Source organism: Geobacillus sp. FSL W8-1251 (assembly GCF_038005945.1).
Classification (GTDB): domain Bacteria; phylum Bacillota; class Bacilli; order Bacillales; family Anoxybacillaceae; genus Geobacillus; species Geobacillus stearothermophilus.
The window spans coordinates 3,006,539-3,025,379 of record NZ_JBBOUF010000001.1; the positions used below are offsets into that span (position 1 = coordinate 3,006,539).

Here is an 18,841-nt window from a genome sequence, read left to right on the forward strand (position 1 = left end):
GCAACATGAAGAGTTAACTTCTCAGTCATCCTGCACACCCTAAGCGCTGCAGCACTTCCTCCGGACGTTCGTGGATGTAGTGGACAAACCGAGTAATGGCTTGAATGATATCGTTGCGATCCTTGTGAAATACATTGGCAATCACCGTATCTTTCAGCCATTTCCATAAGCGTTCGATCGGGTTCAGCTGTGGCGAATAGGGAGGAAGGTAAATAAAGTGAAAACACTGCCCTTCTTCCTGCAAAAACTCCTTGACCATTTTGGCATGGTGAATGCGGGCGTTATCCAACACCAAGACCATGAGACGGTCCGGATAGCGCTCTTTGAGCATTCTCAAGAAATCCAAGAACGTCGCGGCATTGGCAGCGGTCGTTTGATGAAGCACCGTTTCGCCATCGTGGATGTTGACCGCGCCAAACAGCGATACGTGGGCATGATGGCCGAACGTCGGCACTTGTTTTTGGCGGCCGACTTCCGACCATGTGGACCGCAAGACATGGTAAGAGCGGATATGTGTTTCATCAAGGTACAACAAGACCGAATCAGGATCCATTAAGTTTTTTTTTATGAAGTCGATCTGTTTCTCAAAATTCTTTTGTCGATCCGGATCGCCTTTCGCCAATGTGTAGGTCGGCCGTGTCCACGACAGCCCTTTGCGGTGCAGGAGTTTTCGCAACGCTTCGCGGGAAATGGAAACACCGAAGTGCTTTTCGACATAGGATTGCAGGAGTTTGGTGTTCCACGCCGAAGCGACGTCCCAGCCCAGTTCCGCGGGAGTGGTGGTCAACACAAGCTGTTTGATCTCTTCCTGCTGTTCTTCGGTGAGAAACGGCTCCCGCCCGGGGGCGAAATCCCGATGAAGCAAGAGCTCCAGACCGCCTTCGTTGAACAGCGACACATAATGGGAAACGGTTTGTCGGCACACGTTGACCATGGAGGCCACCTCTTTGCCCAAATAGCCTTCCATGACCAGGCGAACCGCCATCACCCGTTGGCGAAGAAGGGTGTTTTTGATTTTCCGTTCCTGTTTGCGAAGTGTCCGAGGTGTCCATCCGTGATCGTTGGTGATTTTGAGACGTTTCATGCAGAATTCCGCTCCTTTTCCATGCTTTTCCTTAGGAGCAGTATAACCGGAGTGGGCACCACTTATACGAAGGTTAACTTTTCAATGAGCATATATATAACAATAGAACAGGATGGCGAATAATAGACGATAAGTTTTTTAATAAAGAAGAAATGCCTTTTCCGCTCATAATATGCTCGGTAAACTTTTGATGGGTTTCAATCGCTTGCAACAGCTCGTTTGTTCGTTTATCAAGAATACGGCTTAATGTTTGCGTAACGACGTCGCCTAAGGCGATATGAATAGGCAGTTCGATAAGAGGGAATTCCATTTTATTCGCAAAAGCAAGCACCTCATGCGGAATTTCATGTAAAAAGCGTTTTGTTTTGATAGCAAGTCCTGCGCATTGTCGATTGACCATGCTTTGGACTAATTCGAGCAAATCGTTCGGTTTATCCTTTAAGTGGTAGGCGGTTGTGACAAGCAGCTCGTTTGGTTTTAAGTAATCAGCAATATCGGGGGCGTCCATCATGTTCACGCTATATACTTCGCGGTCTTTTCCTTTTTGTCCGGCTACTAATCGAGCTGACTGGAAGGCAGGGACTGAGCGGAATAAATCAGAAATTTTCATTAGCGTTCGCGCTCCTTTTTAGTCAAGTTGTATAAAAAAGTGTTGAATTTATAGCGATTTTACCAATGAATATCTTTCAATGGCAAGATAAAATAAAATCTATATTACAAGTCTTGCGATCTTTTATGACAATTCATGTTTTTAAGCAGAGGTGTACAGCAAATGACGATGCCTAATCTGCAAGTCGATCCTAGCCGAATTGTACAGAGAATTGAGGAGTTGGCCCGGTGCAGTGCAACAAAAGTAGGAGTGACACGCCTTTCATTTTCCGAAGAAAGCGAACGGGCTAATCAATTGGTCGCTCAATGGATGAAAGAGGCAGGAATGGATGTTAGAAAAGATGGAATGAACAATCTGATCGGCCGATACGAAGGGAAAGATCGCGATGCGCCGATTTTGCTTGTCGGATCGCATCTCGATTCAGTTGTTGAAGGCGGAAAATATGACGGCATTCTTGGGGTCGTAGCGGCGATTGAGGCTGTTCATACACTGCATTGGCATGGCATACGGCCCAACTGCTCTATTGAAGTCGTCGGTTTTTCGGATGAGGAAGGAGCAAGATTTCATACGACACTGCTTGGAAGCCGGGCGATGACAGGCCATCTTCGTCCGGAAGAACTGTTGGCCAAAGATGACCAGGGAACGACGCTAGCGGAAGCGATGGAACAGCTCGGGATGAATCCGCATCACTATCGCGCCGCTGTCCGGGATCCTCGCACCATTCGTGGCTATATTGAACTACACATTGAACAAGGGCCGGTGCTCGAGCAAATCGGCCAAGCGTGCGGAGCGGTGTCTGGCATCGCTGGACAGTCGAGGTATACGTTTCGGATCGAAGGAAAATCAGGACATGCGGGTACGGTTCCTATTCAATGGCGGAAAGATGCGCTTGCCGGAGCGGCGGAAGTCATACTGGCAGCCGAACAAATGGCGAGCCAATGTGATCAGCTGATGATGACAGTAGGGAAATTATCTGTGTTTCCGGGCGTAAGCAATGTCATTCCTGGAGCGGTGGAAGGGACGGTTGATATTCGTTCCATTGATGATGAATTGCGGAAGAGTGCGATCAATGAATTCGTAAGGAAATGTGAAAATATTGCCCAACGACGGGGACTCGTTTGCCGATTTACGGAAGTGATGGATTCTCCGGCTGTATTATGTTCGGGTCATCTCACAAATGTGATTACCGATGTCTTAAAAGAGCACGGAATGGCTCCGGTTAAGCTTGTCAGCGGGGCTGGGCATGATGCGATGGCGTTAGCTTCCATTACCGATGTGGGCATGATTTTTGTACGATGTAAAGATGGACTGAGCCATCATCCGGACGAGTTTGTGTCTGTGGAAGATATTGAAACAGGCACGAATGTTTTATTAGATGTCATTCGGAAACTAACAGCATAAAGGAGGCCGTATTATGCTATCTCACGAGAAACAAAACATAATCGATTGGATCGAGATGGAGAAAAAAGAAATTATTGAATTTCTCCGCGAGTTGGTCGCCATTCCTTCAGACAATCCACCTGGTGATTGCTATGCCATTGCCCAACATATCTATAAGCGGTTGCAGCAATTTTCCTTTTATGATGCCGAGCTGCTGGAGGTGGAGGCCGAGAAAGTAAGGGAACGAGGGATGATACGGGTAGCGAACGTCGTAGCAAAAACGACGTTTGGATCTGGCGATGGCCCAGAAATTGTCCTCAACGCCCACGGGGATGTCGTAGCCCCGGGGCTTGGCTGGACGTATGATCCGTATGGCGGGGAAATTGTCGACGGGAAAATATACGGGCGCGGAGCAGCGGTATCGAAATCGGACATTGCCGCCTATACGTTTGCAGTCATGGCACTTCGGCAAGTGGGTGAAAAGCTTTCGGGGACCGTCTCGCTTGCCTTTAACTTTGATGAAGAAACAGGCGGAGAAATTGGCCCGAAATGGATGATAGAAAACGGGTATATTCAGCCGTCTATGGCGATTTCAGCTGGATTTACGCATTCGATTGTCAACTCTCATAACGGTTGCCTTCATCTTGAAATTCGCACGAAAGGCAAGTCGGCCCACGCAGCGGCGCCATATACAGGGTATGATGCCGTTGAGGCGATGACGGGCGTATTGCAGGCCCTTTATGCTTATCGGGAAACGTTGCAACAGAAACGTTCGGTGGTTCCGGGGATTGATTCCCCTACTTTAGTTGTCGGGTTGATTTCGGGGGGGATTAACACGAACGTTGTGCCTGACCAATGCGCTATTCGCATTGATCGCCGCTTGATTCCTGAAGAAGACGGAGAGCAAGTGGAAATGGAGATTCGACAGTTAGTCAAACGGGCAGCCGAGCGCTATGAGGGGATTGAAGTAGAATGCGATCGAATTCTTTTGGCCAAAAGTTTTGAGCCGACACCGTCCGATTGCCCGCTCATTCAAACGCTTGTGGCAAATTGGAAGGAAATCATGACAGGAGAACCAGAAATTCATGGAATTCCGCTCTACACTGATGCACGGCACTTTGCGGAAGCGGGTGTTCCGGTTGTACTATTTGGCGCTGGTCCGCGCACGTTGCTTGAAGCGAACGGCCATCGGGCGGATGAACACGTTCGGATAGATGATTTGATTGCAGCAACCAAAATCGTGGCTCTTACGTTGTATGACTTGTTGCGGAAAGAGGAGTAAACGAGTCCGTCTTATCAGCGTGGAGCAGTTCGGAATAGTATTAAATAAGGGAAAAGGCCATCACGCGGAGGTTTCTTGCTCAAGAGTATCCGTCGTTTTTTGAAAAGCCGGTTGACTTCTTCATGCTATAGAAGTGGAGAGATAAACTTAGTCAGAAAACGGTGAGGAAAGGCAGGCGAAAAGGGGCTGGCCCAAAAGGGGAATTTTCCTCAAACAAAACACGACATATTGTTTCTTTTCTTAGTGATTGCTTTATGCCTATATACAGTAATAAGAAAGGGTGTTCCAATCCTTTTTGGGACACCCTCACTTTTTTTGTACGCTTGGTATGGTGCGGCGTTACAAAAGAAAAGTCTTCAATGGAGGATGGTGAGTGCCTATCATTAGTTGAAAGTTTGTTTTGTATTCATTTTATGTTATAATCATGTAATAAAATATTACATAAGGAGTGACACTCATTGATTTTTGCGAGACGTGCGGAACGAAAAATAAAGCGCGAACTGGATCAGCCTCGACGTGAGGAAACGCAGGGAGGACCGCAACAAATTGCAAGGCAAATTGTTGTGGCGGTTGATCAGCTCAAAGCAGCGATGGAACAGATGAAGATGGCGGCACTTTCGCTGAATGACATTTCCGATTCAAGCCGGAATAGTGCGGCAGAGCTGATGGACCATAGCGAGAAAACGGTGGAGTATACGGAAAAAGTGGCGAACAAAATGCGAACAATCGAGGAGGCGGCTAGGGAAATCGCTGCATCTTCACGTGATATGTATGCGAGCAGCCAGCAGTTTTCCGAACATTGGCTGCATTCATGGAATTCATTGGAGACGTTGCAAAAAGAAATTCGAACACTGCGCTCCCACCATGAAACGTTATTGGAACAAATGGACCATCTCGTTCATCATTCGCGACGCATCAATGAAATTATATCAGCGATCGGCGAGATTTCGCAGAAAGCGTCGAACAGATTTTACGCATTAATGAAGCGCTGCAAAAGACAGCGGAGGAGCTGCAGCAAACGGTCGGACGTGATTGGATGAGAGAAACGATTTCTGTCGATGATGCGGTCGTGAAAAACACGATTCAGAAACTATCGGCTTTGCTTCAGTCAGCTCCGTTGGAACAAATGGATGAGGCCATGCATCAACGCGTGCTGGATCGATTTTTATCTGAGAATGGAGAGATTGAGGCTGTCTGGTCGAATCGTCTTGATGGGGCGTTTGTCTATTCGAATCCGCCGGCGGGCTTGGTCAACGCCAAAGTCCGGTCGTGGTTTCAGGAAGCTTGTAGAGGAACAGTGTATGTTTCCGATCCGTATGTATCGGCATTGACGAAACATCTTTGCGTCACGGTGTCCGCTCCCATTAGGGATCATAACGGTCAAATTGTCGGGGTCATTGGAGTGGATTTGTCGCTTGTGAAATGAACGCTGCCCCAAAAAGGTGCATGTGTGCCTTTTTGGGGCATGTTTTGTTTTTCGACCTGGCTGATTGGTCGGAAGATGATTGATAATAAATATAACAAAAATGTGTAATAAAATATGACAAATATGTTGAGTCCGTGAAACGTGGGCCTTATACTGCTAATCAAGAACAAATCCTCAACGTGGAGAACATGCATCGCTTTTGAGGAACAAGGGAGGGAGGCCGCTTTGCCAGATGAACGAGGTATAGGGACTCATTGATTTTCAAAATGAATAGGGGGAAGGGTGTGCGAATGAAACCAACATTCATGCGGAAATTATGGTTGCTTTTATGCATCAGCGTTTTTGCCCTGGGGGGATGTGCGGCGTCATCAGCAGTGGATCAAGCCAAAAACGAGAATCAAAATGATTCATCTTCGGCTGGCAAAGAAGGGGATGTGGTCAAAGTAGGAATCCTGCACTCGTTAAGCGGAACGATGGCCATCAGTGAAGTGTCGCTGCGCGATGCCGAGTTAATGGCCATTGAGGAAATCAATGCATCGGGCGGGCTGCTCGGCAAGAAAATTGAACCGGTTGTGGAAGATGGGGCGTCGGACTGGCCGACGTTTGCCGAAAAGGCGAAAAAATTGCTGCAAAAAGATCAAGTGGCCGCCATTTTTGGCGGTTGGACATCGGCGAGCCGCAAGGCGATGCTTCCGGTTGTGGAGCAAAACAACGGGCTGCTTTGGTATCCGGTGCAATATGAAGGGATGGAGTCGTCTCCGAACATCTTTTACACTGGGGCGACAACGAATCAACAAATCGTTCCAGCGGTCAGCTGGCTCCTGAAAAACCGCGGCAAGACGTTTTTCTTGCTTGGATCGGATTACGTCTTTCCGCGGACAGCGAACAAAATCATCAAGGCCCAGTTGAAGGCCGAAGGTGGGCAAGTGGTCGGGGAAGAATATACGCCGCTCGGCCATACCGATTATAGCACCATTATCAGCAAAATCAAACAAGTGAAACCGGCTGTCGTCTTCAATACGCTCAACGGCGATAGCAATGTCGCCTTTTTCAAACAGTTGAAAGACGCTGGCATCACACCGAAAGACGTGACGGTGATGTCCGTCAGTATCGCGGAAGAAGAAATACGCGGGATCGGGCCGGATGTGTTGGCTGGTCACTTGGCTGTGTGGAACTATTTTCAGACGACCGATACACCGGAAAATAAGGCGTTTGTACAAAAGTATAAAGAAAAGTACGGGCAAGACCGCGTGACCGATGATCCGATTGAAGCGGCGTATACAGCCGTTCATTTATGGGCCGAAGCAGTGAAAAAAGCCGGCTCCTTTGATGTGGATCAAGTGAAAAAAGCGGCGGCCGGCCTTGAATACAAGGCGCCGGAAGGAACGGTGAAAATTGACGGGGAAACGCAGCATTTATGGAAAACGGTGCGCATTGGTGAAATCCAAGCGGACGGACAATTCAAAGAGTTATGGAATTCCGGTCAGCCGGTGAAGCCGGATCCGTATTTAAAAAGCTACCCATGGGCGAAAGGATTAAGTGAATAGTTCACTTGGAAGGAAGGGATTTCCTTCCTTCTCGCCCAGCGGACATGAGAGGGGGACGGCGATGTTTATTGACCAATTATTCAACGGGCTGAGCGTCGGTTCGATTTTGCTTTTGATCGCCATTGGGTTGGCGATCACCTTTGGATTGATGGGCGTCATCAATATGGCGCACGGTGAACTGATGATGGTCGGCGCGTACACAACCTACGTCATTCAACAAATCTTTGCCCATCATGTGCCGCAATCAGCGGGGATGTACTTTGTCATTGCCATTCCGTCGTCGTTTCTCATCGCTGCCTTGCTTGGGTGGGGGTTGGAAAAAAGCTTGATCCGCCATTTGTACCACCGCCCGCTGGACAGTTTGTTGGCGACATGGGGGATCAGTTTGATTTTGCAACAGACGGCCCGTCTCATCTTTGGGGCGCCCAACGTGGCGGTTGTGCCGCCAAGCTGGCTGGATGGTGGAATCCGCTTGTTTGGGGCGGTGTTTCCGTATAAACGGTTGTTTATTCTCTGTCTTGTATTGGCGATCGTGTTCTTTCTTTATATGTATTTAACGAGAACAAGAGCTGGCCGACGCATTCAGGCTGTCACCATGAACCGGTCGATGGCAGCCTGCCTCGGCATTGCCACGCAGAAAGTTGATGCATACTCGTTTGCGATCGGTTCAGGATTGGCGGGGGTGGCGGGATGTGCGTTGACCTTGCTTGGGCCGATTGGGCCGACGATCGGCACGTACTATATTGTCGATGCGTTTATGGTCGTCATTTTAGGGGGAGTGGGAAAACTGGCCGGGACGCTGCTGGGAGCGTTTGGCCTCGGCTTAATCTCCACCTTTGTCGAATATTCCACAAGCGCCACCATCGCCAAAGTCATTGTGTTCGTTTTGATTATTGCGTTCTTGCAATGGAAACCGTCCGGTCTTCTTAGCGTGAGAACGCGGTCGCTCGATTGAGGGGAGGGAGCATGGTGAACAAACGTTGGGGATACTGGCTGTTTTTCGTTGCTTTGTTTCTTGCGCCATTTTATTTAACGGAGTTTCGCCTGTCTTTGCTTGGCAAATTTCTTTGCTTTGCCATCGTGGCGGTCGGCATTTCTCTCATTTGGGGCTATACCGGCATTTTGAGCCTCGGCCATGGGGTGTATTTTGGATTGGGTGCTTATTGCATGGCGATGTATTTGAAGCTCGAAGCTTCGCAAGGGCATTTGCCTGATTTTATGGAATGGAGCAGCGTGCGCGAACTGCCGTGGTTTTGGAAGCCGTTTGCGCATCCTGTCGTGGCCATCGCCGCCGCGATCGTCTTGCCTACATTGCTGGCTGCCCTATTAAGCTATTTCACGTTTAAAAATCGGATTCAAGGCGTCTATTTTTCTCTCCTTTCCCAGGCGGTTGTTGTCGTGTTTGTTACGCTGTTTATCGGCAAGCAAGAATGGACGGGTGGAACGAACGGCTTGACCAATTTTTCGACCGTGTTCGGCTTTTCGTTATCATCGCCGCTTACGCAAATTGTGTTGTATTGGCTGACAGCAGCTGTTCTTGCCCTCATTTTCGTTATGACGCGCCGTCTAACGACTGGTCGGCTAGGAAAAGTGCTCATTGCCATTCGCGACGCTGAAAATCGGGTTCGTTTTTTAGGGTTTAATCCGACCGTCTATAAAGTGTTTGTGTATAGTTTGTCAGCCGCCTTTGCCGGAGTGGCAGGCGCATTGTTTGTCCTGCAAGTCGGGCTCATTTCCCCGGAGATGATGGGGATTATTCCTTCAATCGAAATGGTGCTGTGGGCTGCTGTCGGCGGACGCCACTCGCTCATGGGCGTGATTATGGGCGCGATCGTCATGAACACGGCGAAAAGCTTTTTAAGCGAAAATTATCCAGATCTATGGCTGCTTTTGTTAGGCGCCTTGTTTGTCGTTGTTGTGCTGTTTGTTCCGAAGGGATTGGCGGGCATTTATGAATCGCTCGCTGCCGTTCGCATCAAAGAAAAAAGGGGGCATGAATGTGAAGCCCGTGTTGATGTGTCGTGACGTCGTCGTTGACTTCGATGGATTTCGCGCTTTGCAAGGCGTCGATCTCGCGGTTTACCCCCATGAAGTGCGATTTTTGATCGGTCCGAACGGAGCGGGAAAAACGACGCTGCTCGATGTCATTTGCGGGCGGACGAGAGCGACGGACGGCCGAGTGCTGTTTTTCTCCCATGACATCACGAAACGGCCCGAATATGAAATTGTGCAAATGGGGATCGCCCGGAAGTTTCAAAGCCCTTCCATTTTTCCGTTTTTGACGGTGTGGGAAAATATGGAGTTAGCCATGCGACAAGATCGGCGTCTGCGTTCCGTTTTGCGGGCGAAGTTGACTGGAGAAGAGAAAGAAATGATGGCAGCACAGCTAGAGAAAATTGGATTGCTCGATGAACGTCATCGCTTAGCGGGCTCACTGTCTCATGGCCAAAAGCAGTGGTTGGAAATCGGCATGCAGCTCATTCAGCGTCCGCAGCTCCTCCTATTGGATGAGCCGATCGCCGGCATGAGTGCGGCGGAGCGGGAGCGCACGGGGGAATGGCTCCATGAAATGGCCGAACATTGTGCGGTCATTATTGTCGAGCATGATATGGACTTTGTCCGCCGCTATTCCAAACAAGTGACAGTCATGCATGAAGGAAAAGTATTGTGCGAAGGATCGATGGATGAAGTGCAGCAAAACGAACAAGTGATCGATGTGTACCTTGGAAGGGGGAAAAACGCGTGCTGCGCCTCCGGGATGTAACGGCTGGCTATGACGGAAGTGTGGTGCTCGATCATGTTGACATGGATGTTCCTCTTGGTCGGGTGACGGCGGTGTTGGGCAGAAACGGAGTCGGAAAAACGACGTTGATGAAAACGATCATCGGGTTGATTCGCCCGATGTCAGGCGTCGTCGAATGGGAGGGGGAAGATATCACGCGATGGCCGCCGGAGCGGCGGGCGCGAGCGGGGATCGGCTATGTGCCGCAAGGGAGGGAAATTTTTTCGGCGTTGACGGTGGAGGAAAATATTCTTCTCGGGCTGGAAGCGCAGGCCGAAAAAGTCCGTCCCCAGCCGACTCTGGATGAAATGTACGCGCTGTTCCCGATTTTAAAAGAGATGCGCCAGCGAAAAGGAGGAGATTTAAGCGGCGGACAGCAGCAACAGCTGGCCATTGCCCGCGCGTTGGCCGGCCGGCCGAAACTGCTCTTGCTTGATGAACCGATGGAAGGCATTCAGCCCTCGATCGTTGCGTTGATTCATGATGCGATTATGAAAATTGCCAAAGAAAAGCAGGTTGGCATCATATTGGTCGAACATAACGTGGAGCTGGCGTTTTCTTGTGCCGATCGTTTCTATATTTTGGATCGCGGTGCTGTCGTGGCGAAAGGGGATGTCGATGGGGCTGATTTGACTTATATTCAATCGTTTCTTGCTGTTTAAGCAGCAGACAGCGGTGTTAGCGAATGAGAGATTTTTTGAACCTGCGAGTATAGTCGGGAGCATTCAGGTAGCGTCAAAAGTTCTATGAAAACTCCACACAGATCATCCCATTGAGCATCGTGGGGCATGCGGAGGGCCGGATTCGCCCTTGACCAACACCCGCCAAAGGTGCGGAAGAGTCGTCAAGGGCGACGGGGACAAAAAAGAAGGCAATAAGAAAGCCGCCCTTGCCATGACCGAATTTTACCTTTGGCGGTGTTCGGTTGGTCAAGGGTTCGCTTCGCCGAATCCGGCAGGAGTTCTGTTCAACGGGCTCCGGAGGACAAAAAAGTCAGGCCGCCTCTTGTTGGAGAAACGCTTGTGCCATGGCGATCAGCTTCGTCCACCGGGCCGGCATATGCGGAAGATCCGCCAGTTCCGGGATGACGACCGGCACCCGGCCTTCGAGCGCGCTGTGTGGGCGCAGAAAGTTGAAATACGCCACAAACAGCGTCACAAAGGACACCGAGCCTTCTTCCGCACCAAACCCATGGGTCGGGCGGTAGTTGCCTTTAAAGGTCCGGTTGAATCGCTCGATGATCTGCTTGAGAGGGCGAAACTCTTCCGAGACCGGATCCTCATTGGTCAGCCCGATCACTTGGCGGACGTCAAATGAAATCCCGTGTTGGGCGAAGAAGTGTTGCGCCAGCAGGTAAATCGGGTTGCCATCCACGACGAACGACAAGTCGTCTGGGAGGGACGCTAGCTTCCTGAGGACATCATCGATGGCCTTGATGGCCGAGAGCGTGTCCCGGTTGGGCGAGACGCGATACGACAGCACGATCTTTTTGACGGCGTCAAACATAAAGAACAGGTAATGCCAGCGCCCTTTGACGCGAATATACGTCTCGTCCCCGCAAAACGAACCGGACAGCTCATACGGGAACCGGTCGACAAAGGGCTTGATCCAAAGCGCGACGCTGTTGGCGTAGTTGAGCACCGTCTGATGGGAGATCGAGACGCCATGGATGTCCTTCATGGCGGCGGCGGTCTCCCTCGAGGACATCCCAAAGTTGACGTAGTACGTCAACACGAGCCCCAACACGTGCGGCGACGCAGCCAGCCGGGACAAATCGACCTTCGGCTTGATGAGCGACGAGGAAGCCAACGGGAGAAAGTCAAACAAGAACTCTCGAAACAAATACCGCACCTTGAAGGCTTGAGGATCCTGTTGAAACTGTTGGCGCTCCTTCTTCGTCATCCGGCGAAGGTTGGCCTGGTAAAACGGGCAAGCGTTGTTCTTGCACTTATAGATGTTGTATTCTTTGCGTTCCTTGATTTTTTCCAGCGTCTTTTTGCAGTGCGGGCAGCGAAAGACCGCTTGCTTGGTGAACCGATTTCGGTGGTTGAACCGGCACTGGCACACTTTGCATTGGTATTGCCCGTTTCCGCCGTTATTGGCGTACAGGTAAGAAGAGGGAGCCTGGCAGCGAGGGCAGGTCAACGAATCCGGAACACGGTGTTTCGCATTCGCGCGGCGCTGGATGGGCCGTAAAGGACGTCCGTGCTGGGCTTCATAGTCTGCCAACAGCTTCCGGTAATCAAGGGTTTCCGGCACATCGATGATCGGAAGGTCATCGACCTGAAGTTTCCGGTACGGCTTTTGGATGGGTTCGTCCAAGTCCTCGAGATTCAAGGATTTTCCCACGATCACACCCATCAAATACACAATGATTTGATATTGGGTCTTGATTATTTCGAGCAAATAGGCTAATAATTGAGGTAACAAAGCTTGTCACTCCTTTGTTTTGGCTGTTGGGTGTCGTTACCTCAATGATGGCCGAAAACAACGGGGGTGGCAAGCTTTTTTTCTTCCAACCGTTGAAACTCAAGGGAAAACCGTGAGTGTGGAGGATAAACTTTTGACAATACCCCGAGCATTAAGAGGGGGGAAGAGATGAGTGAAACTGACTCCGCGTGAACAGGAAAAGCTGCTGATCGTCGTTGCCGCTGATTTGGCGCGCCGCCGGAAAGAGCGGGGCTTGAAGCTAAATTATCCGGAAGCGGTGGCGCTCATTACGTATGAACTGATGGAAGGAGCCCGCGACGGGCGGACGGTGGCGGAGTTGATGCAATACGGCGCAACGATTTTGACGCGCGATGATGTGATGGAAGGCGTCGCTGACATGATCGACGAGATTCAAGTCGAGGCGACGTTTCCGGACGGCACGAAACTCGTCACGGTCCACCAGCCGATCCGGTCGTAATAGCGCCGGCCGATTCCGATGAAGGTGGATAAAGGAGTGATCTTATGATCCCAGGAGAATACCGATTGCGCGACGAACCGATTGCGTGCAACCGGCAAAAGCCGGTTACGAAGCTGACGGTCATAAACCGCGGCGACCGCCCGGTGCAGGTCGGTTCCCATTTTCACTTTTTTGAAGTCAACGCATTTCTTGAATTTGACCGGCAGGCGGCGTACGGAAAACATTTGAACATTCCAGCCGGGACAGCGGTCCGTTTTGAACCCGGGGATGCGAAGCAAGTGGAGCTTGTCCCGTTCTCCGGCAAGCGCCGGGTGTACGGATTAAACAATATGGTCAATGGTCCGCTTGATGACAATGGGAAGGAGGGAGCAAGAGAATGAGTTTTTCCATGTCAAGACGGCAATACGCGGATATGTTTGGACCGACGACCGGGGACTGCATCCGGTTGGCGGACACAGACTTGTGGATTGAAATTGAGCATGACTATACCGTTTACGGCGATGAAGTGAAATTCGGCGGCGGGAAGGTGATTCGCGACGGGATGGGGCAGCATCCGCTCGCTGTCCGCGACGAAGCGGTCGATTTAGTGTTGACGAACGCCGTCATCGTTGATTACACCGGCATTTACAAAGCCGATATCGGGGTCAAAGATGGAAACATCGCCGCCATCGGCAAGGCGGGGAATCCGCTGTTAATGGACGGCGTCAATATTGTCATCGGCGCCTCAACGGAAGTGATCGCGGCCGAAGGGAAAATCGTGACCGCTGGAGGAGTGGATGCCCATATCCATTTCATTTGCCCGCAGCAAATCGAAACCGCCCTGTCATCCGGCATTACGACGATGATTGGCGGCGGGACCGGGCCGGCGACCGGAACGAATGCCACGACGTGCACGCCGGGAGAGTGGAACATTTACCGGATGCTTGAAGCCGCCGAAGCGTTCCTAATGAATCTTGGGTTTTTAGGAAAAGGCAACGCGTCGGCGAAAGAGCCGATCGCGGAGCAAGTGCGCGCCGGAGCGGTGGGACTCAAGCTTCATGAAGACTGGGGAACGACGGCGGCAGCGATTGATGCGTGCTTGCGAGTGGCGGATGAGTACGATGTGCAAGTCGCCATTCATACTGATACGTTGAATGAAGGCGGGTTTGTCGAGCATACACTGAAGGCCATTAACGGACGCGTCATTCATACATACCATACGGAAGGAGCCGGAGGGGGGCATGCGCCCGATATTATGAAAGTCGCCAGCTTCCCGAACATTTTGCCTTCTTCCACGAACCCGACGCGGCCGTATACGAAAAACACGCTCGATGAGCATTTAGATATGTTAATGGTGTGCCATCATTTAGATCCGTCCGTTCCAGAAGACATTGCCTTTGCTGATTCGCGCATCCGCAAAGAAACGATCGCGGCAGAAGACATTTTGCACGACATCGGCGCTTTCAGCATGATCAGTTCCGACTCGCAAGCGATGGGGCGTGTCGGTGAAGTCATTTTGCGCACGTGGCAAACGGCCGACAAAATGAAAAAACAGTTTGGCCGCTTGCCGGAGGAAACGGGGCGGGGCGATAATGTTCGCGTCAAACGGTATGTAGCCAAATATACGATCAACCCGGCTATCACTCATGGCATCGCGGAGTATGTCGGGTCAGTCGAAGTCGGAAAATTCGCAGATTTGGTCGTTTGGCATCCCGCTTTTTTCGGGGTCAAGCCTGAGCTCGTCATCAAAGGCGGGATGATCGCCTACAGCGTGATGGGCGACCCGAACGCCAGCATTCCGACGCCGCAGCCCGCTCTGTACCGCCCGATGTTCGCCAACTATGGCGCCGCCGTCGCGAAAACGTCCATTACGTTTTTGTCCAAAGCGGCGTTCGAACGCGGCGTCCCTGACAAACTGCGATTGCACAAAATCGTCAAACCGGTTGGAAACATTCGTTCGTTAACGAAACACGATATGGTGTTCAATAACGCCATGCCCCAAATCGATGTCGATCCGCAGACGTATGAAGTGAAGGTCGACGGGCGGCTCATTACGTGCGAGCCGGCCGAAGTGGTGGCCATGGCGCAACGATATTTTCTGTTTTGAGGTGATGATGATGATTGTAGAAACGGTTATCGGAAACATTCAAACCCTCCCTTCTCTCCCCCCGCACATCGAACGGGTGTACATGGCAAGCGACGATTTAGTGAAACGAATCCAGCGGGTCGTGACCGACCATGGGAGGGAGATTGGCATTCGCTTGAAAGAAACGAAAGAATTGGTAGACGGAGATGTGTTATGGATGGATGAGCATAATGCCATTGTCGTATCCGTTCTTCCCGATGATTTGCTTGTCATCCAGCCTGTTTCCATGAAACAAATGGGGGAGATTGCTCATCAGCTCGGCAACCGCCACTTGCCCGCCCAATTCGAGGAAGGGGAAATGCTCGTCCAATACGACTATTTAGTCGAAGAGCTGCTCCAGCAACTCGGCATCCCGTACAAGAGGGAAAAACGGAAAGTAAAACAAGCGTTCCGCCATATCGGGCATCGCCATGACTGACCAACAGTTGTTGTGGCTGCTGCAGCTCTCCGATTCGAATTTTCCGTCTGGAGCATTTTCCCATTCCTTTGGGTTTGAAACATACATGTACAATGAACAAATTTGCGATGCCAAAACGTTTGGCGATGTGCTTGTCGCTTATATTCAGACCCAGCTGACGTATACGGATGGATTGGCGTGCCGGATCGCCTATGAGCAGTTGGAAGTCGACCGTATGGAAGGACTGCGGCGGCTGAACGACACGCTGTTTGCTCTCTGCTTGGCGAAGGAAACGCGAGAAGGAACGAGAATGATTGGGGGGCGCTTATGGAAACTGTGCCGCGACATTTACGGAGTCGATGAATTGGATGAGATCGTGCAAACGACGCGGTCCATTCATCCGGCCATTGTGTTTGCGGCGGTTGGCCGCAAAATCGGAGCAGTCAAACAAACGACGGTGCTGACGTATTTGTTTGCTTCCGTACAAACGATGGTGCAAAACGCGGTTCGCGGCATTCCCCTCGGCCAGACGGACGGGCAAAAGCTGCTCGTCATGGCGCAGCCATATTTGATTCATGCCGCGAGCATCATCGAGACACTCGACGAAGAGGAGCTCGGGGCGGCAGCCATCGGCTTGGAAATCGCGCAAATGCAGCATGAACGTCTTCCTGTTCGATTGTTTATGTCGTAAATCTTGTTTGACGTGGAACGAAAGAAGGACAGAGAAGGGAGAATCCAGAATGGAACCGGTACGAATCGGCATCGGCGGCCCGGTCGGCGCCGGCAAAACGATGCTTGTCGAGAAGCTGACGCGGGCGATGCATCGCCGCTTTAGCATCGCGGTCATTACGAATGATATTTATACAAAAGAAGATGCCCAATTTTTAATCAAACATAGCGTCTTGCCGGAAGATCGGATTATCGGCGTCGAAACGGGCGGGTGCCCGCATACGGCCATTCGCGAAGACGCATCAATGAATTTTGCGGCCATTGATGAACTGAAACGGCGCCATCCAGATGTGGAACTCATTTTGATCGAGAGCGGCGGCGATAACTTGGCGGCGACCTTCAGCCCGGAGTTGGTCGATTTCTCCATTTATGTCATCGACGTCGCCCAAGGGGAGAAAATTCCGCGCAAAGGCGGACAGGGGATGATTAAGTCGGATTTGCTCGTGATCAACAAAATCGATCTTGCCCCTTACGTCGGCGCCAGTCTGGAAGTGATGGAACGGGACGCCAAAGCAGCGCGAGGGGCGAAGCCGGTCATTTTTACAAATTTAAAAGAAGAGATTGGTCTTTTTGACGTTGTGGATTGGATCGAAAAACAGGTGCTGCTGGCAGGGCTGGAAGAATGAGCTGGACGGGGCGTTTGCGATGTACAGCGGTCGTGAAAAACGGCCGCACCGTCATTTTGGACAACTATAGTGAAGGGGCGCTGAAACTGATGCGTCCTGTTTACCTCGACCCGGCTCATCCGACGTTATATCTTGTCCACGTGGGCGGCGGGTATGTCGATGGGGATTCATATGATATGGAAATCTTCCTCGAGCCCAGCGCCCGGTTGATGGTGACGACCCAGTCGGCGGCGAAAATCTACAAAACTCCTTCAACGCCTGTAAGGCAGTATACACGATTGTCACTTGGGGAGCAAAGCGTACTTGAATATTTCCCCGACCCGACGATCGCCTATGAGCATGCGCGCTTTTATCAAGAAACGACGGTGTACATCACGCCAAGCTCCACGTTTGTTTATGGCGAAATCATCACGCCTGGATGGTCGGAAAGCGGCGAGCTGTTCCGCTATGATTGGATTCGCTCGAAACTGAAGGTGTATCAAGACGAGGCGCTCGTTCTGTTTGATCATCTGTACTTGGACTCGCGGCAACACTTAACGAGCATGCTGCAGCTCGGCGGCTACACGCATGTCGGATCATTCGTGGCTCTTTCTCCGTTTATCACAAAGGAAGTGTTAGAACAGTTCAACCAATTCATGGAAGAGATGCCGCAAGAGGTTCGCTGCGGTTTTTCAGCGGCGGCCGTTCCAGGCTTTTCTGTACGTATATTGGCGTATGAAACATCGGTCATCGAAGCGATATTCCAACGCGTCCAACAGTTCATTCGCCAACAATGCGGTGAGAAAGCGCCAGTCTGTTGGAGGAAATATTGACAAGGGAAAGGAAGAAGACAATGGGAACGATATGGCCTGTGCTCTTGTTTGGATTGCTGCTTGGAATGAAACATGCGACGGAACCGGATCATGTCATTGCCGTTTCGACCATTGCCAGCCGGACGAAAAAACTGTCCCTTTCATCGCTGGCCGGCATGTTTTGGGGAATTGGCCATACGTTGACGCTGCTCGTTGTTGGGATGGCGATGATCGCCTTTGAGCGGCAAATTCCTGAACAGATTGCTTCTTATCTCGAAATGGGCGTCGGCATCATGATCGTTATTCTAGGAATTGCTAGTTTCCGTTCGACAATGAGGCTGGATCATCATCACCAGGGCGATATTCATCTACATGTGAAATCGACATTGATTGGCATCATCCACGGTTTAGCCGGCAGCGCCGGAATGGTGTTGTTGACGATGACGACGGTCAAAGGAACTTGGATGGCGCTTGCTTTTATTTTGATTTTTGGCCTAGGAACGGTCATCGGCATGATGCTGTTCACGACGTTTCTCGGGATTCCGTTTGTTTGGATGAAAGCGAAACAGCAAGTCATGAATCAATGGATCGTGAAAACCGTCTCCCTCATCAGCATCGCCTATGGGGTCTATTACATGTATCATATCGCCGCCGAAATTTGACGCTCCTCGCGGCTGGCGTCATAGGTGGAGGGTTGTTCAAAACAAAGAAGCACCGGTCTTGGGAGAAGGCCGGTGCTTCTTTTTCGATGCGGCGTCATTGCCACTTCGTGTCACACCAGTGGTTTGACCAGCAACAACTCATCTCGAATAGGAATGCCGTCAGGACTTGTTTTCGGAATGCTTGGCTTGATTCGCCGCGCCTTGTCGACAGCGTTCGGAAAGACATTCACAATTTGGTAGCCGCGCTTTTGGTAGAAACGAAGCGCATGCAAGTTGTCGTTGGTGGTGATCAGTTGAACAGCGGTGCACCTTTGTTGTCTCGCCCATGTCTCCGCCTCATGCAAAAGGGTGCTGCCGACGCCGCGGTTTTCCATTATGCTGTCTAGCGAGATGATCTCGCATTCGTTTCCGCGAATCACAAACGTAATGAGCCCGATGATCCGCTGTCCATTCTCGACAGCCGCAAATCCATCTATATACATGCAACATGAA

Annotated in this window: 20 protein-coding genes and 1 pseudogene; 17 read left to right on the forward strand and 4 right to left on the reverse strand. The window is 50.9% G+C overall.

All coding sequences use genetic code 11. From position 1 onward, the window contains the following. Positions 1-25 precede the first annotated feature (25 nt). Together NSS88_RS15870 and NSS88_RS15875 are read right to left on the reverse strand one after the other, a co-directional pair. The gene (locus NSS88_RS15870) at positions 26-1,084 is read right to left on the reverse strand and encodes an IS630 family transposase (protein WP_339239467.1); all 1,059 of its coding nucleotides are present in this window, start codon (positions 1,082-1,084) and stop codon (positions 26-28) included. 97 nt (positions 1,085-1,181) lie between these two features. Next, positions 1,182-1,694: pseudogene (locus tag NSS88_RS15875) on the reverse strand (PucR family transcriptional regulator ligand-binding domain-containing protein); the annotation flags it as partial. Positions 1,695-1,856: 162 nt separating this feature from the next. Between NSS88_RS15875 and NSS88_RS15880 the strand changes: the two are divergent. From NSS88_RS15880 to urtE, 9 genes are all read left to right on the forward strand, one after another. Next, a complete protein-coding gene (locus tag NSS88_RS15880) occupies positions 1,857-3,095 on the forward strand; it encodes an allantoate amidohydrolase (protein WP_055358533.1) in 1,239 nt (412 codons plus the stop codon). A gap of 13 nt (positions 3,096-3,108) precedes the next feature. Then, positions 3,109-4,356 (forward strand): ArgE/DapE family deacylase, encoded by a 1,248-nt coding sequence (locus NSS88_RS15885; RefSeq protein WP_055357883.1) that lies wholly within the window; start codon positions 3,109-3,111, stop codon positions 4,354-4,356. 458 nt (positions 4,357-4,814) lie between these two features. Further along, complete coding sequence (locus tag NSS88_RS15890; RefSeq protein WP_235468426.1) at positions 4,815-5,396, forward strand: hypothetical protein; 582 nt, start codon at positions 4,815-4,817, stop codon at positions 5,394-5,396. After that, entirely contained in the window at positions 5,393-5,782 is a 390-nt protein-coding gene (locus NSS88_RS15895) for a PDC sensor domain-containing protein (RefSeq protein ID WP_235468428.1), read from the forward strand. The genes NSS88_RS15890 and NSS88_RS15895 overlap by 4 nt, the downstream gene beginning before the upstream one ends. Positions 5,783-6,072: 290 nt before the next feature. After that, a complete protein-coding gene (gene urtA, locus NSS88_RS15900; RefSeq protein WP_055357884.1) occupies positions 6,073-7,329 on the forward strand; it encodes an urea ABC transporter substrate-binding protein in 1,257 nt (418 codons plus the stop codon). 61 nt (positions 7,330-7,390) lie between these two features. Then, complete coding sequence (gene urtB, locus NSS88_RS15905; RefSeq protein ID WP_055357885.1) at positions 7,391-8,284, forward strand: urea ABC transporter permease subunit UrtB; 894 nt, start codon at positions 7,391-7,393, stop codon at positions 8,282-8,284. Between the two features lie 11 nt (positions 8,285-8,295). Next, a complete protein-coding gene (urtC, locus tag NSS88_RS15910; RefSeq protein WP_055357886.1) occupies positions 8,296-9,354 on the forward strand; it encodes an urea ABC transporter permease subunit UrtC in 1,059 nt (352 codons plus the stop codon). Further along, entirely contained in the window at positions 9,329-10,093 is a 765-nt protein-coding gene (gene urtD, locus NSS88_RS15915) for an urea ABC transporter ATP-binding protein UrtD (RefSeq protein WP_055357887.1), read from the forward strand. Before urtC ends, urtD begins: the two co-directional genes overlap by 26 nt. After that, on the forward strand, positions 10,072-10,773 hold the full coding sequence (gene urtE, locus NSS88_RS15920; RefSeq protein WP_055357888.1) for an urea ABC transporter ATP-binding subunit UrtE: 702 nt from the start codon (positions 10,072-10,074) through the stop codon (positions 10,771-10,773). The genes urtD and urtE overlap by 22 nt, the downstream gene beginning before the upstream one ends. Before the next feature lie 331 nt (positions 10,774-11,104). On the opposite strand, the gene NSS88_RS15925 is transcribed toward urtE, so the two are convergent. Further along, positions 11,105-12,541, reverse strand: a complete 1,437-nt coding sequence (locus tag NSS88_RS15925; RefSeq protein WP_095859072.1) for a DDE-type integrase/transposase/recombinase — start codon at positions 12,539-12,541, stop codon at positions 11,105-11,107. Positions 12,542-12,713: 172 nt separating this feature from the next. Between NSS88_RS15925 and ureA the strand changes: the two genes are divergently transcribed. The 8 genes from ureA to NSS88_RS15965 are packed head-to-tail and all read left to right on the forward strand — an operon-like array spanning position 12,714 to position 18,349. Then, the gene (gene ureA / locus NSS88_RS15930) at positions 12,714-13,019 is read left to right on the forward strand and encodes an urease subunit gamma (RefSeq protein WP_020755308.1); all 306 of its coding nucleotides are present in this window, start codon (positions 12,714-12,716) and stop codon (positions 13,017-13,019) included. A gap of 44 nt (positions 13,020-13,063) precedes the next feature. Continuing rightward, entirely contained in the window at positions 13,064-13,399 is a 336-nt protein-coding gene (locus NSS88_RS15935) for an urease subunit beta (RefSeq protein WP_055357897.1), read from the forward strand. Beyond that, the gene (ureC, locus tag NSS88_RS15940) at positions 13,396-15,105 is read left to right on the forward strand and encodes an urease subunit alpha (RefSeq protein WP_341085264.1); all 1,710 of its coding nucleotides are present in this window, start codon (positions 13,396-13,398) and stop codon (positions 15,103-15,105) included. The genes NSS88_RS15935 and ureC overlap by 4 nt, the downstream gene beginning before the upstream one ends. Positions 15,106-15,115: 10 nt before the next feature. Then, positions 15,116-15,562 carry an urease accessory protein UreE gene (gene ureE / locus NSS88_RS15945; RefSeq protein WP_341085411.1) on the forward strand — a complete coding sequence of 149 codons (447 nt, stop codon included), beginning with the start codon at positions 15,116-15,118 and terminating at the stop codon, positions 15,560-15,562. Then, on the forward strand, positions 15,555-16,232 hold the full coding sequence (locus NSS88_RS15950; RefSeq protein WP_055357899.1) for an urease accessory protein UreF: 678 nt from the start codon (positions 15,555-15,557) through the stop codon (positions 16,230-16,232). Before ureE ends, NSS88_RS15950 begins: the two co-directional genes overlap by 8 nt. Before the next feature lie 49 nt (positions 16,233-16,281). Beyond that, complete coding sequence (ureG, locus tag NSS88_RS15955; protein ID WP_011231413.1) at positions 16,282-16,896, forward strand: urease accessory protein UreG; 615 nt, start codon at positions 16,282-16,284, stop codon at positions 16,894-16,896. Next, positions 16,893-17,708 carry an urease accessory protein UreD gene (locus NSS88_RS15960; RefSeq protein WP_011231412.1) on the forward strand — a complete coding sequence of 272 codons (816 nt, stop codon included), beginning with the start codon at positions 16,893-16,895 and terminating at the stop codon, positions 17,706-17,708. The genes ureG and NSS88_RS15960 overlap by 4 nt, the downstream gene beginning before the upstream one ends. A gap of 20 nt (positions 17,709-17,728) precedes the next feature. Continuing rightward, positions 17,729-18,349: an urease accessory protein UreH gene (locus NSS88_RS15965; protein ID WP_055357900.1), complete on the forward strand. Its 621-nt coding sequence runs from the start codon at positions 17,729-17,731 to the stop codon at positions 18,347-18,349. A gap of 110 nt (positions 18,350-18,459) precedes the next feature. On the opposite strand, the gene NSS88_RS15970 is transcribed toward NSS88_RS15965, so the two are convergent. Next, on the reverse strand, positions 18,460-18,831 hold the full coding sequence (locus tag NSS88_RS15970; RefSeq protein ID WP_341085268.1) for a GNAT family N-acetyltransferase: 372 nt from the start codon (positions 18,829-18,831) through the stop codon (positions 18,460-18,462). Between the last annotated feature and the right edge of the window lie 10 nt (positions 18,832-18,841).

What these genes read in the sequence shown, in the direction of transcription:
- NSS88_RS15870 (WP_339239467.1), bottom strand. Translation starts at nt 1,084, where the DNA reads ATGAAACGTCTCAAAATCACCAACGATCACGGATGGACACCTCGGACA.
- NSS88_RS15880 (WP_055358533.1), top strand. Translation starts at nt 1,857, where the DNA reads ATGACGATGCCTAATCTGCAAGTCGATCCTAGCCGAATTGTACAGAGA.
- NSS88_RS15885 (WP_055357883.1), top strand. Translation starts at nt 3,109, where the DNA reads ATGCTATCTCACGAGAAACAAAACATAATCGATTGGATCGAGATGGAG.
- NSS88_RS15895 (WP_235468428.1), top strand. Translation starts at nt 5,393, where the DNA reads ATGAGAGAAACGATTTCTGTCGATGATGCGGTCGTGAAAAACACGATT.
- urtA (WP_055357884.1), top strand. Translation starts at nt 6,073, where the DNA reads ATGAAACCAACATTCATGCGGAAATTATGGTTGCTTTTATGCATCAGC.
- urtB (WP_055357885.1), top strand. Translation starts at nt 7,391, where the DNA reads ATGTTTATTGACCAATTATTCAACGGGCTGAGCGTCGGTTCGATTTTG.
- urtC (WP_055357886.1), top strand. Translation starts at nt 8,296, where the DNA reads ATGGTGAACAAACGTTGGGGATACTGGCTGTTTTTCGTTGCTTTGTTT.
- NSS88_RS15935 (WP_055357897.1), top strand. Translation starts at nt 13,064, where the DNA reads ATGATCCCAGGAGAATACCGATTGCGCGACGAACCGATTGCGTGCAAC.
- ureC (WP_341085264.1), top strand. Translation starts at nt 13,396, where the DNA reads ATGAGTTTTTCCATGTCAAGACGGCAATACGCGGATATGTTTGGACCG.
- ureE (WP_341085411.1), top strand. Translation starts at nt 15,116, where the DNA reads ATGATTGTAGAAACGGTTATCGGAAACATTCAAACCCTCCCTTCTCTC.
- NSS88_RS15950 (WP_055357899.1), top strand. Translation starts at nt 15,555, where the DNA reads ATGACTGACCAACAGTTGTTGTGGCTGCTGCAGCTCTCCGATTCGAAT.
- ureG (WP_011231413.1), top strand. Translation starts at nt 16,282, where the DNA reads ATGGAACCGGTACGAATCGGCATCGGCGGCCCGGTCGGCGCCGGCAAA.
- NSS88_RS15960 (WP_011231412.1), top strand. Translation starts at nt 16,893, where the DNA reads ATGAGCTGGACGGGGCGTTTGCGATGTACAGCGGTCGTGAAAAACGGC.
- NSS88_RS15965 (WP_055357900.1), top strand. Translation starts at nt 17,729, where the DNA reads ATGGGAACGATATGGCCTGTGCTCTTGTTTGGATTGCTGCTTGGAATG.
- NSS88_RS15970 (WP_341085268.1), bottom strand. Translation starts at nt 18,831, where the DNA reads ATGTATATAGATGGATTTGCGGCTGTCGAGAATGGACAGCGGATCATC.